Consider the following 15,750-nt stretch of genomic DNA (forward strand, 5'->3'; position numbering starts at 1 on the left):
ACAACAGTAAGTTGTATAACCATCGGCTTTTACTCCTTCAACTTCATCGAACCGCAGTATGAAGCTTCCGCTACACTAATCGTCAACGACTACAAGGACAGCAGTACGCTGCTTCCAAGCATAGACGTAGGCTCCATTAGCTCCACGATCGGACTCATCAAAACCTATAAAGTAATCGTTACTTCGCCTCGCATGATGAAAAAAGTCATCGAAGAGCACCCGGATCTTGCTCGTACATACACGGAGCTTAGAAGCAAGGTAAGTGTCAGCTCCGCTATTGAAACGCAGATCATGACCATAACCGTCCGGGATGACTCCTATGAGAAGGCGGCGAATACGGCGAATGCCGTTGCGACCGTTTTTCAAAAATCGGTTCCTGAGCTGATGAAGGTTGATAATGTATTCGTCTTGGATCAGGCGGATCCGAATGAGATGCGCGGCCCTGTGGCCCCGAATCCGATTATGAATATTGCCGTCGCGTTCATTCTGGCTTTGATGGCGAGCGTAGGCATTTCCTTCCTTCTGGATTACTTGGACGAAACGATCAAGAACGAAGAAGACGTCGAGATGCTGCTTGGGGTTCCGGTACTGACATCGATTCCAAAGTTTAAAGAGAGCGATGCGATTGATCGGGGCAGCAAAGCCAATCTAACACCAAGAGCAGGGAGGGGAAGCAATGTCTCGATTGATACGTAAATGGAACCTTATCGCGGATAGAAATCCAAAGTCGCCGATCTCCGAAAGGTATCGGATGCTGCGGACAAACATCGAGTTTTCGACGATCGACCATAAACTTCAGATTATTATGGTCACCTCATCAAGGCCGGGCGAAGGGAAAAGCATAACATGCGCCAATATGGCGGTTTCTTTCGCTCAAGCAAACAAACGGGTGCTGGTGATCGATACGGATTTGCGGAAGCCGACGCAGCATCACATTTTTGCAATATCCAACCATAAAGGCTTGACGTCCGCCTTATTGCAACGGTTAGAGCCGAAGGATGTCATCCAGCAAGCGAGTACGGACAATCTGTCGGTCATTGCCGCAGGCCCGGCTCCTCCTAATCCATCAGAGGTGCTGTCGTCGGAGTCTATGGGGGTGCTGCTTGGGAAATTGAGGCAAACGTATGACGTAATCATCATCGATACACCGTCGATCATGTCCGTAACGGACACACAAATCGTTGCGACCCAAAGCGATGGCGTTGTTCTTGTCATCGATTCGGGAAAAGTGAAAAAAGAAGTTGCGCTCAAAGCGAAGGCCTCTCTCGAGCATGTGCAAGCCAATCTTATCGGCGTTGTTCTCAATAACATTAACCGAAAACAATCGGAATCCTATTCCTACTACATACGAAGCTAGCAGCGACGCTTAGCGTCATTACACCAAGTTGATAGGCCAAATGGGAAGGTAATGTCTCCTGCACCTCTATTACCGGAGGCACTCGGTCATGCTGTGGGTCAAATGACCTTAGACGTTTATCGTCAAGGGTGTGACGTGAGGAAGGGTTAAATGCCCTGGCATTTTTATTTTTATTTTATTTTCACCTCGGATTTTTTATCTAAAAATTCGAGCTATGCTCTCAGCGATAACGAAAGCATAGCTCGCATTTTTAGCGTCTCGCTGCAATGCGAACAAAAAATATAAATAGGATAGGGTGAAGTCAATTGAAAAAAGTGAGAAAAGCCATTATTCCTGCTGCGGGGCTCGGTACCCGGTTTTTGCCTGCGACGAAAGCAATGCCGAAAGAAATGCTTCCAATCGTTGATAAACCCACCATTCAGTACATCGTAGAAGAAGCCATTGAATCAGGAGTAGAGGACATTATCGTCGTGACCGGTAAAGGTAAACGTGCGATCGAAGACCACTTTGATATCGCGTTTGAGCTGGAATATACGTTGGAGAGCAAAGGGAAACTCGACATTTTAGAAAAAGTCAGAAAATCCTCCAATGTGAATCTTCACTATATAAGGCAAAAAGAAGCGAGAGGGCTTGGCCACGCCGTTTGGTGCGCCCGCAATTTTATCGGAGACGAACCGTTCGCCGTTCTGCTTGGCGATGATATCGTAGAGGCCGACGTTCCTTGCACCAGGCAACTGATCGAGCAGTATGAGCAAACCGGACGTTCGGTCATCGGCGTTCAAACGGTTCATGCGGATCAGACAGACCGATACGGGATTGTCGATCCAGGCGAGACGATGGGCCGACTTTATCAAGTGAACCGTTTTGTAGAGAAGCCGCCGAAAGGACAAGCTCCATCCAACCTGGCTATTATGGGCCGTTATGTTCTGACCCCGGATATATTCGATTATTTAGGGCTGCAGGAAATTGGCGCAGGCGGAGAAATTCAGCTCACCGATGCCATTCAAAAGCTGAATATGGATAAAGGCGTTTACGCATACGACTTCCAAGGCAAGCGCTATGATGTGGGTGAAAGACTCGGTTTTATTATGACATCGGTCGATTTTGCGCTCCGGAATAACGAACTTCGGCAGCAGCTCTTAAGCGAGCTTGGGGAGTTGTTGGAGCGAGAGCTTGGGAAACAATTAATAGGAATAGGGGGTGAATAATGATGCCCCCGCAGTATCGCGATGAAGTGGTATTAAACACTCCTAATGAATTTAGGAATACCATGAATTCGGTGATCAAACGCGCCATAGACATAATCGGCTCGCTGGCTGGATWAATTCTGTTAAGTCCGCTGTTTGTTGTCATTGGCATTCTGATTAAATTGGAAGATTCGAAAGGCTCCGTATTGTTCTATCAAACAAGGATCGGGAAGAACGAGAAGCCGTTCCGGATGTATAAATTCCGCTCCATGGTCAGCAATGCGGAAGAGAAGCTGAAAGAGCTGCTCGCTCAAAATGAAATTGAAGGCGCTATGTTCAAGATGAAGAACGATCCGCGAATTACGAAGATCGGGAAGTTCATACGGAAAACAAGCATTGATGAGCTCCCGCAGCTGATTAATGTGCTCCGGGGAGAAATGTCATTAGTCGGTCCAAGACCTCCTCTCGTAAGGGAAGTCAAGGAGTATACGGATTACGACAAGCTTCGTTTAACCGTTAAGCCTGGTTGTACAGGACTTTGGCAGGTAAGCGGCCGTAATGAATTAAGTTTTAAAGAAATGGTTGAGCTGGACTTGAAGTACATCCAAGATCGAAGCATTGGGTTTGACTTGAAAATCATATTCAAGACATTCAAAGTGCTTCTTGGGGCAAAAGATGCTTTTTAAGGCGGAAAATGAATGAAAAAGATGATGTTTATTACGAACAGGCTGCCTTTTCCGAATACGGACGGCAGAAAAAACCTGCTTCAGCAATACATTGAGCAAATCAAAGATATTTATCCTGAATGTCAGATCGTGAACTTGTCATTTATTGATGACAAGAAGTACCTAAAGGATCGGCCGGATGCGATTTCTCGCCTGGTGAGTCTGGAATTGCCTGGTATGGCCGAGAAGCTGTTCAATGTGCTGGTCTATTCCTTGCTCATGCAAAGGTGGCCGCTGCAAGTATCCGTTTATTACTCCCGGAGAACGCATAGGCTCATTAAACAAAAGATTGAGGAAGAGCAGCCGGAATTTATCTTTTACGATATGGTGCGCGTAGCGGAATACCGTTCGGAGGGAACCTCGCAAAAGGTGCTCAGCTACGATGATCTGCTGTCATTGCGTTATGAACGGCAGCTGCAATGGTTTCAGTACATTCCGTCCGTATTCGGCGGTTTTTCGGACAAGCTCCCATCCGCCATCAAGCGGTTTGCAAATGTGAAGTTCATTCAAAAATGGCTTGTCGCTTTCGAAAGCAAGCTGCTGCACAAGTACGAGAAAAGCGCAGCCCGAAATTTCGAACACCTGATCTTCACTTCACCCAAAGAAGCGGAGAGCTTCCGGCAAATGGTGAGCCATGACTCTTGTTTCGGCATCCCGATGAGATTCGACCCGGATAAGAAAGCGACGGGAAATCCAAGGTCGTATGACAGGGACAAGATCGTCTTTGTAGGGAAAATGGACATCCCTCACAATAGCTCTGCTGTCGTTTATTTCTGCGAGAAAATATGGCCCGGCATAAAGCGGAAGGCACCGAATGCAAAGTTTTATATCATCGGTAAAAGCCCGACTGCCGAAGTGCTTAAGCTGCAGGAGACCTATCCTGACATTATCGTAACCGGCGAAGTGGATAACGTTAAGCGGGTCGTAAGCGATGCCGCTTTAATGATCGCTCCGCTGCTTTTCGGTACTGGAATTAAAACGAAGATCGTCGAGGCTATGTCTTGGGGAGTGCCAGTCGTAACCAATCTGATCGGCAGCGAAGGGATCAATGCAATCAACCATGAGGATCTGTTCGTCTGCGAAACGGAGGAGGCGATGGTACAAAACGTACTCCTGTTATTGGACAACAATGAGATAAACGAAAAAGTATCGCGCAATTCGATCCGTTACGTGACCCATCATTTCAGCAGCTCCGTGACCCGTAAAAATCTGGAGTTGATTCTATCGTAGGGCAATTGCGCAAAGAGCAGGTGTTGGTTATTCGAAATCTTGTAATTGCGCTATTTATGTTATCCCTGATGCTATTGACGTACGACAGCTTGCCGTATATCCCTTTCTCGGTCTACCGGCCGATATCTATGTTTCCGATGTTTCTTGCATCCGTCTTGCTCCTGTTTACTGACTTCAGGTTCAAGAAGGGAGATGTTTTCTTTCTCCTCTTCGTGATGTACAGCATCGGGCATTCCTTAATCGTTGCACTAATTAAAGGCGATATCGGCAGCAGCGCGTCGCATATTATTACGCTTCTGTTCGGCCTATCTATGTTTCGGGTATCGGTCTATGTCACTGAGCAAGCGAAAGAAGATCCGGWGATTATAAAGCGCATCGCAAAAAGCATTGCGATAGCCTTTATTCCTCCGCTAATTGCCGGTTTTCTTCAGCTATTCGACTCCTTTTTCATCCGCAGCGGATTTTCCGGAGCTTTTACGGGACTGTTCGCGGAGAAAGTGTATCTCCGGAGAATTCAAATGCTGTCGGGCGAGCCTTCTTGGGCGGCTATTCATATGCTGAGCGGCGGGTTAATTATGTTCTACCTGTATAAGCAGGGGTTTCGTAAGCAACTGCTTCTGCTTTTCGCAACTATGCTGCTTATGATACTTTCCTTCTCAGCTTACGCTTACACCGTGGTGCTGACCGCGCTCGTCATTTATGTGCTGGTCACGAACAAGAACAGAGGCCGGATGCTGGTCGTTCTGGCGGTCTGCTCTTTAATCGTTGTTGTAGGCGTGCCTTTTCTGATCGAAACGTTCAAGATAAGCGGCTATTTTACGGATCGGTTTCAGTTCAATTTCAATCAATTAATAAATAATGATAATTCATTTTTTGTCAGGCTGGTGTTTCCGGCCATCGGTTTTATGGAATTTGCCAGACATCCGATTTTTGGAGTAGGCGGCGGCTTTTATTATACGGAATTTGCCTCCCTCCTACAGCAGTATTTCAGTAGCGGATTGAAATTCAGCGAGGTACACGATCTGGTATTTATTAATCCCTATGACGCTACGTCGAGAAATATGGTGTCGAAGGTGTTCGCTGAGGAAGGCCTCATCGGGGTTATCCTTTTTGGAGGATTTCTGGTTTCGATTTTTCGCAGCTGTGGGGCAAATTCGTATTCGAAATTCGCTTTTGCGTTATGCATCTCACTCGTCATGAATTTTGATTCTTATGCATTTCTGGATTTCTGGTTGTTGTTCGGGTTCATCCGCGGGGGAGGGTTCGAAACGGAAACGATACGTACCGGTATGCCAGTACAAGTGCCCGTTCGGGTTAAAGGTAACATACTGCCCGTTAGACCTATCTATAGCGAATGGAGACGAAAGGCATGAAAATCGTTGTTGTAAATAGTTTGTACAGCCCGCATATTATTGGCGGCGCGGAAATATCGACTCAAATCTTAGCCGAAACGCTTGAATCAGTAGCTGATGTGCATGTGATTACGACTGGCGGGCAAAAGAGAAACGCCGGTATAACGTCAGAGTTGATTAACGGGGTTACGGTTCATCGTCTGCCTTACAACAATATGTATTGGATTGGCGATACGGAACACCGCGGCAAGCTGAATAAGGTGGCCCGCAGACTTATCGACATTTACAATCCTATGCAGATCGGGGCTGTGGCGAAGCTATTGAAGGAAATAAAACCTGATTTGGTCCATACGCAAAATTTATCCGGTTTCGGAGCCGGGATATGGACCGCTTTCTTCAAAGCCGGTGTACCGATCRTTCATACATTAAGAGATTACTCGCTCATCTCGCCGGTCAGCTCGCCGATATCTAGTCCCCTGCTGTCGCGGTTATACAAGCTGACTTCGCTTGGATTCAGCAAACGGGTTTCCGCGGTCGTTGGCATATCATCGCATATTTTGAACCGTCATACGGAAGCGGGTTTGTTTCCGAATGCTGAACATCTGGTCATTCCGAACGTTGTGGATGGCGACATCGTTGCGGGAGAGAAGGATTTTGAGCGAAAACCGCTGCGCATCGGCTATTTCGGCAGAATCGAACCGGAGAAAGGCGTCCGTGAAATCGTCGATGCCGTTCGCTCCTTATCGGAAGAGGTTATTGAGCGGCTATATGTATGCGGAGAAGGAAAGCTGAAAGACGAGCTTTCGGAAGCGTGCAGGAATGACGGCCGCATCGTGTTCACCGGTAAAGTGAAGCCGAATGAGGCGAGGGAACTTATGGCCAAAGTAGATGCTACCGTTGTTCCTTCGATTTGGGAAGAGCCGTTTGGGCGGGTCATCATCGAATCCTATCAAGTCGGCACTCCCGTTTACGCCTCGGCTGTAGGCGGAATTCCTGACGTTGTCCTGAATCGCAAGCAATATCTGTTTGCGCCAGGCAGTTCGGGAGCGATTCAAGACAAGTTATTGGAATATTATTCACTCTCGGCTGAACAAAAAAGAACGATTCAAAGACAATGTCTGGATCATAGCCGCAGGTTTACCAAACAATCACTGCTTGAACGGCATACGGAATTATATCAATCCGTCATGCATCAAGTAACCGGGAAGGTAGTCTATGGCACAATTGGCAATCCGTAAACTATTAAATGGAAATGGTCTGGTTCAAACGATTTTGCGTACCAGCGCAACTAATTTTATGGTGATGGTCATAACCACGCTGACCTCCATCGTGACAGCGAGAATGTTCGGCGTCGCAGGCAAAGGGGAATTATCGGCGATTCTGTTCTGGTCGACCTTCCTCGTAGGCATTGTCGGATTCGGACTTCCCACGTCCCTTATTTACAACATGAAGCGGCATACCGGCAAAGGGGCGGAATACATCAGGGCAGGATTTCTTTTCCAGCTCCCTGTCAGCATCATTGTGGGCGTGGCTGCATGGATCTATCTGCCGGTTTGGCTGGGCAACTATTCGGCTGACGTCATTCAGACCGCCAGATGGTACACCGTGCTGACGCTGCCGCTGCTGCTTGCGGTCAATCTGATTGCGGCACTTGCGCAGAGCACGGACAACTTCAAAGTCTATAACGGAGTGCGGTTGTTTGTTCCGCTATTTAATTTAGCGGGTATCATCGTCCTCTTTATGGTCGGAGTGCTGAATATCCACGCTGCCTCGTTCGTCTACTTGGTCACCACGCTGCTCGTCGTCATTTGGTCCTTGCTCCAATTGAGGGGCGAGCTGAAGATCGATTGGTTCAAACGTATGGTTGACCGGGTGGCGGCCAAGTCGTTGTTCGGTTACGGAAGCAGAGTATTCGGCGTCGAGCTGCTGGGAACCTTGTATTCGCAGTTTGACAAAATCATTATATTATCGCTGCTCACGCCGCGGGATTTCGGTCTATATAGCGTCGTTTATGCGCTATCCCGAGTCTTCAATACGGTTCAGACGGCCATATCGAATGTCATCTTTCCGAAGTTGACGGGGCTGGATAAGGACAAGATTATTTCAACGGTCGGCCGGGCTTTCCGGTTGTCGCTTATCCTGATGACGATTGTGGTCGTACCGAGTATATTCATCGGCAGATTCCTGATGGGTATGTTATTCGGCAAGGAATTTCTGGAGGCCAGCACCGCTTTCTATATTCTATCGTTCGAATGCATTCTCGGCGGCGGCTCATGGATTCTGGCTGCTTCGTTCAACGCATTGGGTCGTCCCGGTCTTGTGCTAATCCGGCAAGTTATAGCGCTCGCGATTACGGTCGGACTATTCTTCGTATTTACCCCTTTGTATGGTCTGAACGGAATAGCTTTATCTTTATTAATCGGAGCGATGGTAAGAATGCTGGTCACGATAGCGGCGATGCGGGTCGCTTTCAAGGTGCGGTTTGCCGGTATGCTTTTTGACAAGGACGATTTCCGCTTTCTGATCGATCGTCTGAGAGAAAAAAAGATAATTAAAAGAGCTGGAAGAGCAGGTGGAATGGATGAGTAACCCAACCGTTTATATGTGGCCCAAAGTTAGTGAATATAACAAATACTCCGAATTGCTGACGAAGTCCATCGTGGATAAGGGATTGCGGGTGGAGCATTACGATACGAAGAACACCCTTAAACCTGCAAAGGGAGACATTGTCCATATGCATTGGCCCAGTTACTCGTATCAGTCGTCCGCTTTCCCGCTTACGGTCATGAAGTCAATGTTGTTTGCCGGACTTCTTTTGTTTTTGAAAGTACGGGGTGTACGGTTATTTTGGACCGTTCACAATATTTGGCCGCATTCGACGGGGAAAAGTAAATGGGATTATATGATGCGGAAGTTTATTTTATCCGTCTGCAACAAAGGATTCGTCATGAGTGAGACGGTAAAACAAGAAGTTATCGAAACTTTCGGGGTAAGAGCCGAGAAATTGATCGTCACGCCGCATGGCCATTACGTGGATGCCTATGTCGGCAATGGGACGGATATCCGTAAGCGATTCAACATTCCGCCGGAACAGTTCCTATTCTTATTTATCGGCAGAATCAACTCTTATAAAGGAGTCGAAAAGCTGGTCGAAGCTTTTGTATCGCTGAATCTGGAGTCGGCCGGACTGCTCATAGCGGGAAAAGTGGATGCCGGTTACAAATTGGATTATATCGATCCGATTAATAACGGCAGAATCAAGGTTTATCCTCATTTCGTGGATGATCACGAGCTTGTCGACTACTTACGGGCTGGCGATGTGATGGTGCTGCCTTATAACCAGATTACGACTTCCGGCAGCGCGATTCTCGCTCTCTCTCATTATAAGCCGGTCGTTGCGCCTAAGCTCGGTTCGCTCAGCGAATATGTTTCCGATGGATGCGGAATTTTATACGATCCTGCCGACCCGGATGGGTTGCGCAAGGCGCTGGCGATGGCAGTCCATATGAATATGAACGAGGCCCGGAAGCACATCTCGAAAAAACTGACAGAACTGGACTGGCAGGGGATAGCCGGAAAAATGATAAAAGTGTATACCGGAACGAAACGGTACGAGGTGAAAGCATGAAAGCGACAATAGCGATATGCACCCATAACAGAGCCGAGGATGTGAGAGAAGCGCTTCTAAGTCTCTTGCGGCAAAATTTTACGGATGCTTTTGAGGTGATTGTGGTCGACAACCGATCCACCGACAACACCAAACAGGTTGTTCAAGAAATCAATCAGATGACAAACATTCCGATTATTTATGTTTATGAAGAACGGCTGGGGCTCTCCGTTGCCCGGAATCGTGCGATTCGCGAATCGAAGGGTGAGTATGTCCTCTTCTTAGACGATGATGCTGTGGCTTCCAAGGAATGGATCAGCGGCATAGTCTCCTTATTTGAGACCGATCCCCGGATCGGCTGCGTTGGAGGCAGGATTGAACCGGCATGGGAAGTGGCGGAGCCAACCTGGCTTTTGCCGGAAAACCGGACGCTCTATACGATTTTGGATTATTCTCAAGAAATTGTAGAAATGCAAAAGCCGGCCATCCCATTCGGAGCCAATGTAGCTTTCCGTAAGTCTGTGTTCCATTCGCTTAAACCCTTTCGCGAGGATCTGGGCAGAGTGGGAAGCAACCTACTTTCAAGCGAGGAGGCTGAGCTCATTGATCGAATCCGCAGCAAATATACCGTCTATTATACGCCTCATGCTTGGGTGCGGCACAAAATTCCGCGCAGCAGAGTTAGCCGGAAATGGCTGCTGCGGAGGATTTATTGGCAAGGAGTAAGCCGTGCGGTCAGCTCGGAGCGGAAAACGGGCATTTTCGTTAAATCCGTCCTGAAGGTACCGGTATTTATGCTGTTGGCGGTTATTTTTTTCTTCGATAAGCATCGGATTTTTCGGAATATTAGCAAAATTATTTACAATAACGGTTTAATCAGCGGTGTATTGCGAACTTATAACTAACTAAGAGAGAAAGGAGAGAAGTGGTGAAGTGGGTAGCAAACATCAAGAAAAGTAACCGTACTCTGCTTAATTTGTTATTGGTTTTCACCTTACTTATAACCCTTATACCCATACATGGTTTTGCTACTTCTCCTGAAATCGTAGTTGATGATCTTGCGGATTGGAGTCAAGTTTACAAACGTTCGGAGACTCTTTCTCTGCAACAATATGACGGGGCCGATGATCCTACCCGGGTGATCCGAAGTTTCAGGTCTAAGGAATACATGACCTACCGGTCAAACGGTCCTCTAGAATCTTTTTCTTTATACACGTACTATCGCGATGACAACGGGCCGTACGATCAGCCGAATTTTTATGTCTCCCACGATGGCAGTGAGTATGAAAAAGTGACGCCGCAAATTTACAATGACGGGGATAACGTAAATTTGGTCGTGTATGAATTGCGAAACTTTCGCAAGGACGCCAAATATTTGAAAATCGAATTCACCGGCAGCGATATCGCTAAATCGCCGGTAATCGGGAAAGCGGTGCTGAATGGTCCATTAGGCGTAACGGCCAACCTGCCTTCGGGATCCGTACCTTACGGCACTATGGTCATGTTGGAAAGGGCAGCTGCCGGCGACACCGTCTATTACACCACGGACGGCAGCGACCCTAGAACGTCTCTTACGCGCAAGCTTTATGCTTCACCGATTATAGTAGTGAACGAACTCCAATTAAAGATTACCGCCGTGAAAAAGTCGGCTTCGGGCAAAAAAGCGGCTAGCAGGGTTTCTGATTACCATTATATCCCTGAAAGTTCGTTGGATACGGCAGTCGGAATGCTTGATCCGCTCGACAATTTCAAGCAGGTTTACAGTAAATCGAGTATTTATATTGCGAAAGATACGCCTTATTACTTCGGCAATGATTTGCATCGGATAGCACGTACCACGGTGAAGCCTGGGAGCATCACTTATCATACGGATTTCGATATTTCTTCCTTTATGGTTGACAGCTACTTTTTCACTGGACATGCCATGGAGAAACTTCGGATCTATAGCTCGGCGAATGGAAAGGATTATACGGAAATTTCTGCTGAGGCCTATGTGGTAGGCTATCCCGTATCCAATTGGCAGAAGTACGCTTACGAGGCTTCGTCGCTGCCGGCGGGCACGAGGTATTTGAAGATCGAGCTGTACGGATCGACGGCGGCATGGTCGCCCCAAGTTTCGAATGTTACTTTCAATCGAAGCACCGCTTCCGTGAAGGTCCAGTCAACTAGAAGCACCGAATCGCTGCATACTGTACTGACCACGGCTTCGAGCGGGGCAAAGATTTATTATCGTTTGAATAAAGGGCTCACTTTCCAGCTTTATTCCAAACCGCTCGAGCTCACCGGTTATAACGTGCTGGAAACCTATGCGGTCAAGGATGGCATGGATCCAAGTCCAATCCGTAAGTATACGTTCAACGCTAGCAATCATATTCAAGTGGACCGATTCGGCCAAATGATATCGGCTACGTTTCCTGAGAAGGTGATAACCGATCAGCAACTGGTAGCGGATGCCGAGGCCGACGCCTCCTACTACGCCGGTTTAACGCCTCCTTCAGGCCGGGACCGTTTCGGTGGTCTGGCAGGCAGTGCGGCAAAATACGGCTTGCAGAACAAGGGCTTCTTTTCCATTCAGCAGATGGGAAGCCGCAAAGTGATGACAACGCCGGAAGGCAATCTCTTCTTCAGCTTAGGCGTGAACGCACTTACAGCCAATGAAACCTTTACGATGGTTAAGGGGCGGGAGGAGCTGTTCGAGTCGATTCCATCTATTCAAGAGGAATATAAAACGGCTTATAACGGGACCGATAATTTTTCGTTCTACTTGGCGAACAAATACCGGAAAACAGGGGTAGTTCCAACCGAGCATGCGATCTATTCGGAAGCGGTCTTGCGCATCAAAAAATGGGGATTTAACAGTGTAGGAGGCTTTTCACCCGACAAATACGGCAGTGAGAACAACTTGCCTTACGTGCGGATGCTTCCTCTGAGCAGCATGAGCTGGGCCAAGATAGACGGGATTTCGATATTCGATATTTTTGCGCCGGATGCGGAATCCAAGATCGATAAGGCGTTTGCCAGCGCAGTCAAGCCGACCAAGGACGATCCGATGCTAATCGGGTATTTCATCGACAACGAATACGATTTCCACAAGTTTTATTCTGGGGTGCCGAAGCTGAAGGCAAGCAAAGCGGCGATCAAAGGACACTGGGTTAAAAGGCTGAAGGATAAATATCAAGACATAAACAAATTCAACAGCGAGTGGCAGACAAGCTTTAAATCCTTTGAAGATTTGAAGGAGGCGGAGCTACCGCTGGGGACATCGGCGGCCTGGCGCGATACGGACGAATTTTTCAGGTATTACCTGGATACGTTCTACGGAACGGTCTCGCGGCTCTACCGCAAATATGATCCGAATCATCTTCTTCTCGGAGACCGCTGGTTAACGACACCTTTCCACAATGAGAAGCTTCGGAGCGTTATGGCAGAGGTGGAAGGGAAATACGTGGATGTCATCAGTATCAACTATTACAGCTATAACCTGGATCCCGGTCTTTTGAAAGAAGTGTACACGAAATCAGGCGGCAAACCGATTCTGATCAGCGAGTTCGGTTTCGGTACGACGGAACAAGGATTGGATCCGCTCCTGAAAAATTCGGCCGTGAATCAGTCCCAGAGGGGAACGCGTTACCGGAATTATGTAGAGGCGGCGGCCGGTCTAGACAACGTTGTGGGCGCTCATGTGTTCAATTATGTGGACCAAGCTGCTTTGGGCAGGTACTGGGAAGGCGTTTGGGGAGAACGCTATAACTCGGGCCTCGTGAATGTCGCCGACCGTCCTTATAAGGAATATTTGAAAGAGGTCATGGCGACCAACTACGACATCTACAAGGTGATGTTAAGGGAACGGTCCCAATTTTATTACGATCTCAGCAGTAAATGAGTTAAAAAAAAGGTAAAGGAGAGGGCTATCATGCAGAGCAAGAATAATCACCCTATGGATGTACTGAAAAAAAAGCTGGGCCAAATTTCGGATGTTATTCCGCCGGGCTCCAACATTTACTATATCGATATCCCTGTTCACAGCAACGGCGGAGACTTGCTCATTATGAAAGGCACGGAGGCATTTTTCAAGGACTATAATATTCGCGTCCATGCACGTTACAGCGTGCTTGATTTTCCCGATTCGCTCAAGATTCCGAAAGATCACATTATCGTGCTGCATGGGGGAGGGAACTTCGGCGACCTGTATCCGGCGCATCAGAAGCTGCGCGAGAAAATTATTACCAGCTATCCGCACCACCGGATCGTGATGCTTCCGCAGACGATATTTTATAAGAAAGAGTCCGAATTCGACCGGACGGCGCAAATATTCAATGGCCATAAAGATATTCATCTCTATGTCCGCGACACGTTGTCCCATAGCGCTGCAACCGAGAAATTCCATAGATGCAACGTTTATTTATCGCCTGACATGGCCCATCAATTATGGCCGATCCGACATAAAGACAGCCCTGACAAAGATTTGCTCTGCTTCTTCCGCACGGATATCGAGAAAACGACGGAGCAGGAGCAGCTCGAATCCGCGGGCCGCGGCGATTTATTGGATTGGGCCTCCCTGTACAACAGGGTGGAGCAGAAATCGATTAATCTCATTGTCAAAATGATTAAGAGAGGCAGCACACCACTGCCGATGCAGGCGATTTGGGGCAAGTACACCGATTATCTGGTGGATAAAGCAGTCAAGCGCTTCAGCGGTTACCGGACGGTGCAGACGTCAAGGCTCCACGGCCATATCTTGTCCTGCCTGATGGACAAGCCGAATACGCTGCTGGACAATTCTTACGGCAAAAACTCCAACTATTATCATACATGGACAAGCGGCATAGGTTCCGCCCAATTGATTGTGAAGAATGAGGGGCAAACAACAAATTCGAACGCTTCGCTAATCAGTTAACTACTATAAATAGGAGGAGTTACCATGAAAATTGTTCTACTCTCGGGGGGCTCGGGCAAACGCCTGTGGCCGCTGTCCAACGATTCCAGGTCCAAGCAGTTCTTGAAGGTGCTCAGAAATTCGGAAGGGCAGTTTGAGTCGATGGTACAGCGGGTTTGGGGTCAGATTGACAGTGCCGGGCTTCGCGAGCATGCTTTGATCGCAACGAGCAAGCCTCAGGTGGAAATGATCTACAACCAGCTGGGAAGCGAGATTGAAGTGATCGTCGAACCGGAAAGAAGGGATACGTATCCTGCGATCGCGCTGGCGGCTACCTATTTGTATTCGGTTGAAGGCGTCAGCCTGAATGAAACGGTCGTGGTTATGCCGGTCGACCCTTACGTCGAGGAGTCATTCTTCCACAAGGCCAAAGAACTGCAGCAGGTGTTGAACGAGTCGGGCGCGGATCTGGCCCTTATGGGGGTAAAACCAACCTATCCTTCCGAAAAGTACGGGTATATCGTCCCGCAGAGCGGGACTGCGCATGACGCGCCATATATGAATGTTCAGAGCTTCCGGGAGAAACCCCGCGAAGAAGAGGCGGCGGCCATGATTGAGCAGGCAGCACTCTGGAACTGCGGCGTGTTCGCATTCAAGCTGGATTTCATCATTAATATCCTGCTTGCGCACGGGCTTCCGATCCAATACGACGAGATGGTGAAGCAGTACGACAAGCTTCCGAAGAACAGCTTCGACTATGAGGTGGTGGAGAGAGCCAATCTTATCGTCGCGCTTCCCTACGATGGGGAGTGGAAGGATCTTGGGACATGGAACACGCTGACCGAGGAAATTGCGACCCCGCTGATCGGCAAAGGAATCATTACCGAAGGTTCATCCAATACGCATATTATCAACGAATTGGATATTCCGATTACGTTGCTTAATTTATCCAACGTCGTCGTCGCAGCGAGTCCGGATGGCATTCTTATCTCGGACAAGGCATCAAGCCCGATGATCAAAGAGGTCATGAAACACTCTGAACAGCGTCCAATGTACGAGGAGAGGCGTTGGGGCCGTTACAGAGTGCTGGATTACATGAAATACCCCGACGGGAATGAAGTGCTGACCAAACGGATATGCATAGAGCCTGGCCAAAATTTAAGCTACCAGTACCATCTGCTAAGAAACGAGGTATGGACCGTCGTTTCCGGCAACGGGGAGATGATACTGAACGACAAGCGGTTTCCGGTAAAGGCCGGAGATGTGCTCGTTATATCGAAACAGAGCAAGCATAGTTTGCGGGCGGAGACGGAAATGGACATCATTGAGGTGCAAACCGGTTCGGAGCTTATTGAAGAGGATATCGTACGGCTCGCCTTCGATTGGAATGAAATTATGCAATTATGCACGGTGTAG

Annotated in this window: 13 protein-coding genes; all 13 read left to right on the top strand. The window is 48.1% G+C overall.

Annotated elements, in window-relative coordinates; all coding sequences use genetic code 11:
- Positions 1-696, top strand: a 696-nt coding sequence (locus AB4Z33_RS25225) for a YveK family protein (RefSeq protein WP_442052537.1), incomplete at its 5' end; no start/stop codon positions are given.
- Positions 677-1,357 carry a CpsD/CapB family tyrosine-protein kinase gene (locus tag AB4Z33_RS25230; RefSeq protein WP_442052538.1) on the top strand — a complete coding sequence of 227 codons (681 nt, stop codon included), beginning with the start codon at positions 677-679 and terminating at the stop codon, positions 1,355-1,357. The genes AB4Z33_RS25225 and AB4Z33_RS25230, both read left to right, overlap by 20 nt.
- Positions 1,358-1,662: 305 nt before the next feature.
- Positions 1,663-2,565, top strand: coding sequence for a UTP--glucose-1-phosphate uridylyltransferase GalU (gene galU / locus AB4Z33_RS25235; RefSeq protein ID WP_442052539.1), 903 nt, complete (start codon positions 1,663-1,665; stop codon positions 2,563-2,565).
- Positions 2,565-3,230, top strand: a complete 666-nt coding sequence (locus AB4Z33_RS25240) for a sugar transferase (protein ID WP_442052540.1) — start codon at positions 2,565-2,567, stop codon at positions 3,228-3,230. The genes galU and AB4Z33_RS25240 overlap by 1 nt, the downstream gene beginning before the upstream one ends.
- A 12-nt stretch (positions 3,231-3,242) precedes the next feature.
- Positions 3,243-4,499 carry a glycosyltransferase gene (locus AB4Z33_RS25245; RefSeq protein ID WP_442052541.1) on the top strand — a complete coding sequence of 419 codons (1,257 nt, stop codon included), beginning with the start codon at positions 3,243-3,245 and terminating at the stop codon, positions 4,497-4,499.
- Positions 4,500-4,555: 56 nt separating this feature from the next.
- Complete coding sequence (locus AB4Z33_RS25250; RefSeq protein ID WP_442052542.1) at positions 4,556-5,872, top strand: O-antigen ligase family protein; 1,317 nt, start codon at positions 4,556-4,558, stop codon at positions 5,870-5,872.
- Complete coding sequence (locus AB4Z33_RS25255) at positions 5,869-7,089, top strand: glycosyltransferase family 4 protein (RefSeq protein ID WP_442052543.1); 1,221 nt, start codon at positions 5,869-5,871, stop codon at positions 7,087-7,089. The genes AB4Z33_RS25250 and AB4Z33_RS25255 overlap by 4 nt, the downstream gene beginning before the upstream one ends.
- On the top strand, positions 7,067-8,440 hold the full coding sequence (locus AB4Z33_RS25260; RefSeq protein ID WP_442052544.1) for a lipopolysaccharide biosynthesis protein: 1,374 nt from the start codon (positions 7,067-7,069) through the stop codon (positions 8,438-8,440). Before AB4Z33_RS25255 ends, AB4Z33_RS25260 begins: the two co-directional genes overlap by 23 nt.
- Entirely contained in the window at positions 8,433-9,479 is a 1,047-nt protein-coding gene (locus tag AB4Z33_RS25265; RefSeq protein ID WP_442052545.1) for a glycosyltransferase family 4 protein, read from the top strand. The genes AB4Z33_RS25260 and AB4Z33_RS25265 overlap by 8 nt, the downstream gene beginning before the upstream one ends.
- Positions 9,476-10,363, top strand: coding sequence for a glycosyltransferase (locus tag AB4Z33_RS25270; protein WP_442052546.1), 888 nt, complete (start codon positions 9,476-9,478; stop codon positions 10,361-10,363). Before AB4Z33_RS25265 ends, AB4Z33_RS25270 begins: the two co-directional genes overlap by 4 nt.
- A gap of 263 nt (positions 10,364-10,626) precedes the next feature.
- Positions 10,627-13,341 (top strand): chitobiase/beta-hexosaminidase C-terminal domain-containing protein, encoded by a 2,715-nt coding sequence (locus tag AB4Z33_RS25275; protein ID WP_442052547.1) that lies wholly within the window; start codon positions 10,627-10,629, stop codon positions 13,339-13,341.
- A gap of 30 nt (positions 13,342-13,371) precedes the next feature.
- Entirely contained in the window at positions 13,372-14,355 is a 984-nt protein-coding gene (locus AB4Z33_RS25280; protein WP_442052548.1) for a polysaccharide pyruvyl transferase family protein, read from the top strand.
- A gap of 24 nt (positions 14,356-14,379) precedes the next feature.
- A complete protein-coding gene (locus AB4Z33_RS25285; protein WP_442052549.1) occupies positions 14,380-15,750 on the top strand; it encodes a sugar phosphate nucleotidyltransferase in 1,371 nt (456 codons plus the stop codon).

The sequence above is a fragment of the Paenibacillus sp. 2TAB19 genome (assembly GCF_052115185.1).
Lineage (GTDB): Bacteria > Bacillota > Bacilli > Paenibacillales > Paenibacillaceae > Pristimantibacillus.

Coding starts and splice junctions, on each gene's coding strand:
- AB4Z33_RS25230 (WP_442052538.1), top strand. CDS start 677: ATGTCTCGATTGATACGTAAATGGAACCTTATCGCGGATAGAAATCCA.
- AB4Z33_RS25245 (WP_442052541.1), top strand. CDS start 3,243: ATGAAAAAGATGATGTTTATTACGAACAGGCTGCCTTTTCCGAATACG.
- AB4Z33_RS25260 (WP_442052544.1), top strand. CDS start 7,067: ATGGCACAATTGGCAATCCGTAAACTATTAAATGGAAATGGTCTGGTT.
- AB4Z33_RS25265 (WP_442052545.1), top strand. CDS start 8,433: ATGAGTAACCCAACCGTTTATATGTGGCCCAAAGTTAGTGAATATAAC.
- AB4Z33_RS25270 (WP_442052546.1), top strand. CDS start 9,476: ATGAAAGCGACAATAGCGATATGCACCCATAACAGAGCCGAGGATGTG.
- AB4Z33_RS25275 (WP_442052547.1), top strand. CDS start 10,627: ATGACCTACCGGTCAAACGGTCCTCTAGAATCTTTTTCTTTATACACG.
- AB4Z33_RS25280 (WP_442052548.1), top strand. CDS start 13,372: ATGCAGAGCAAGAATAATCACCCTATGGATGTACTGAAAAAAAAGCTG.
- AB4Z33_RS25285 (WP_442052549.1), top strand. CDS start 14,380: ATGAAAATTGTTCTACTCTCGGGGGGCTCGGGCAAACGCCTGTGGCCG.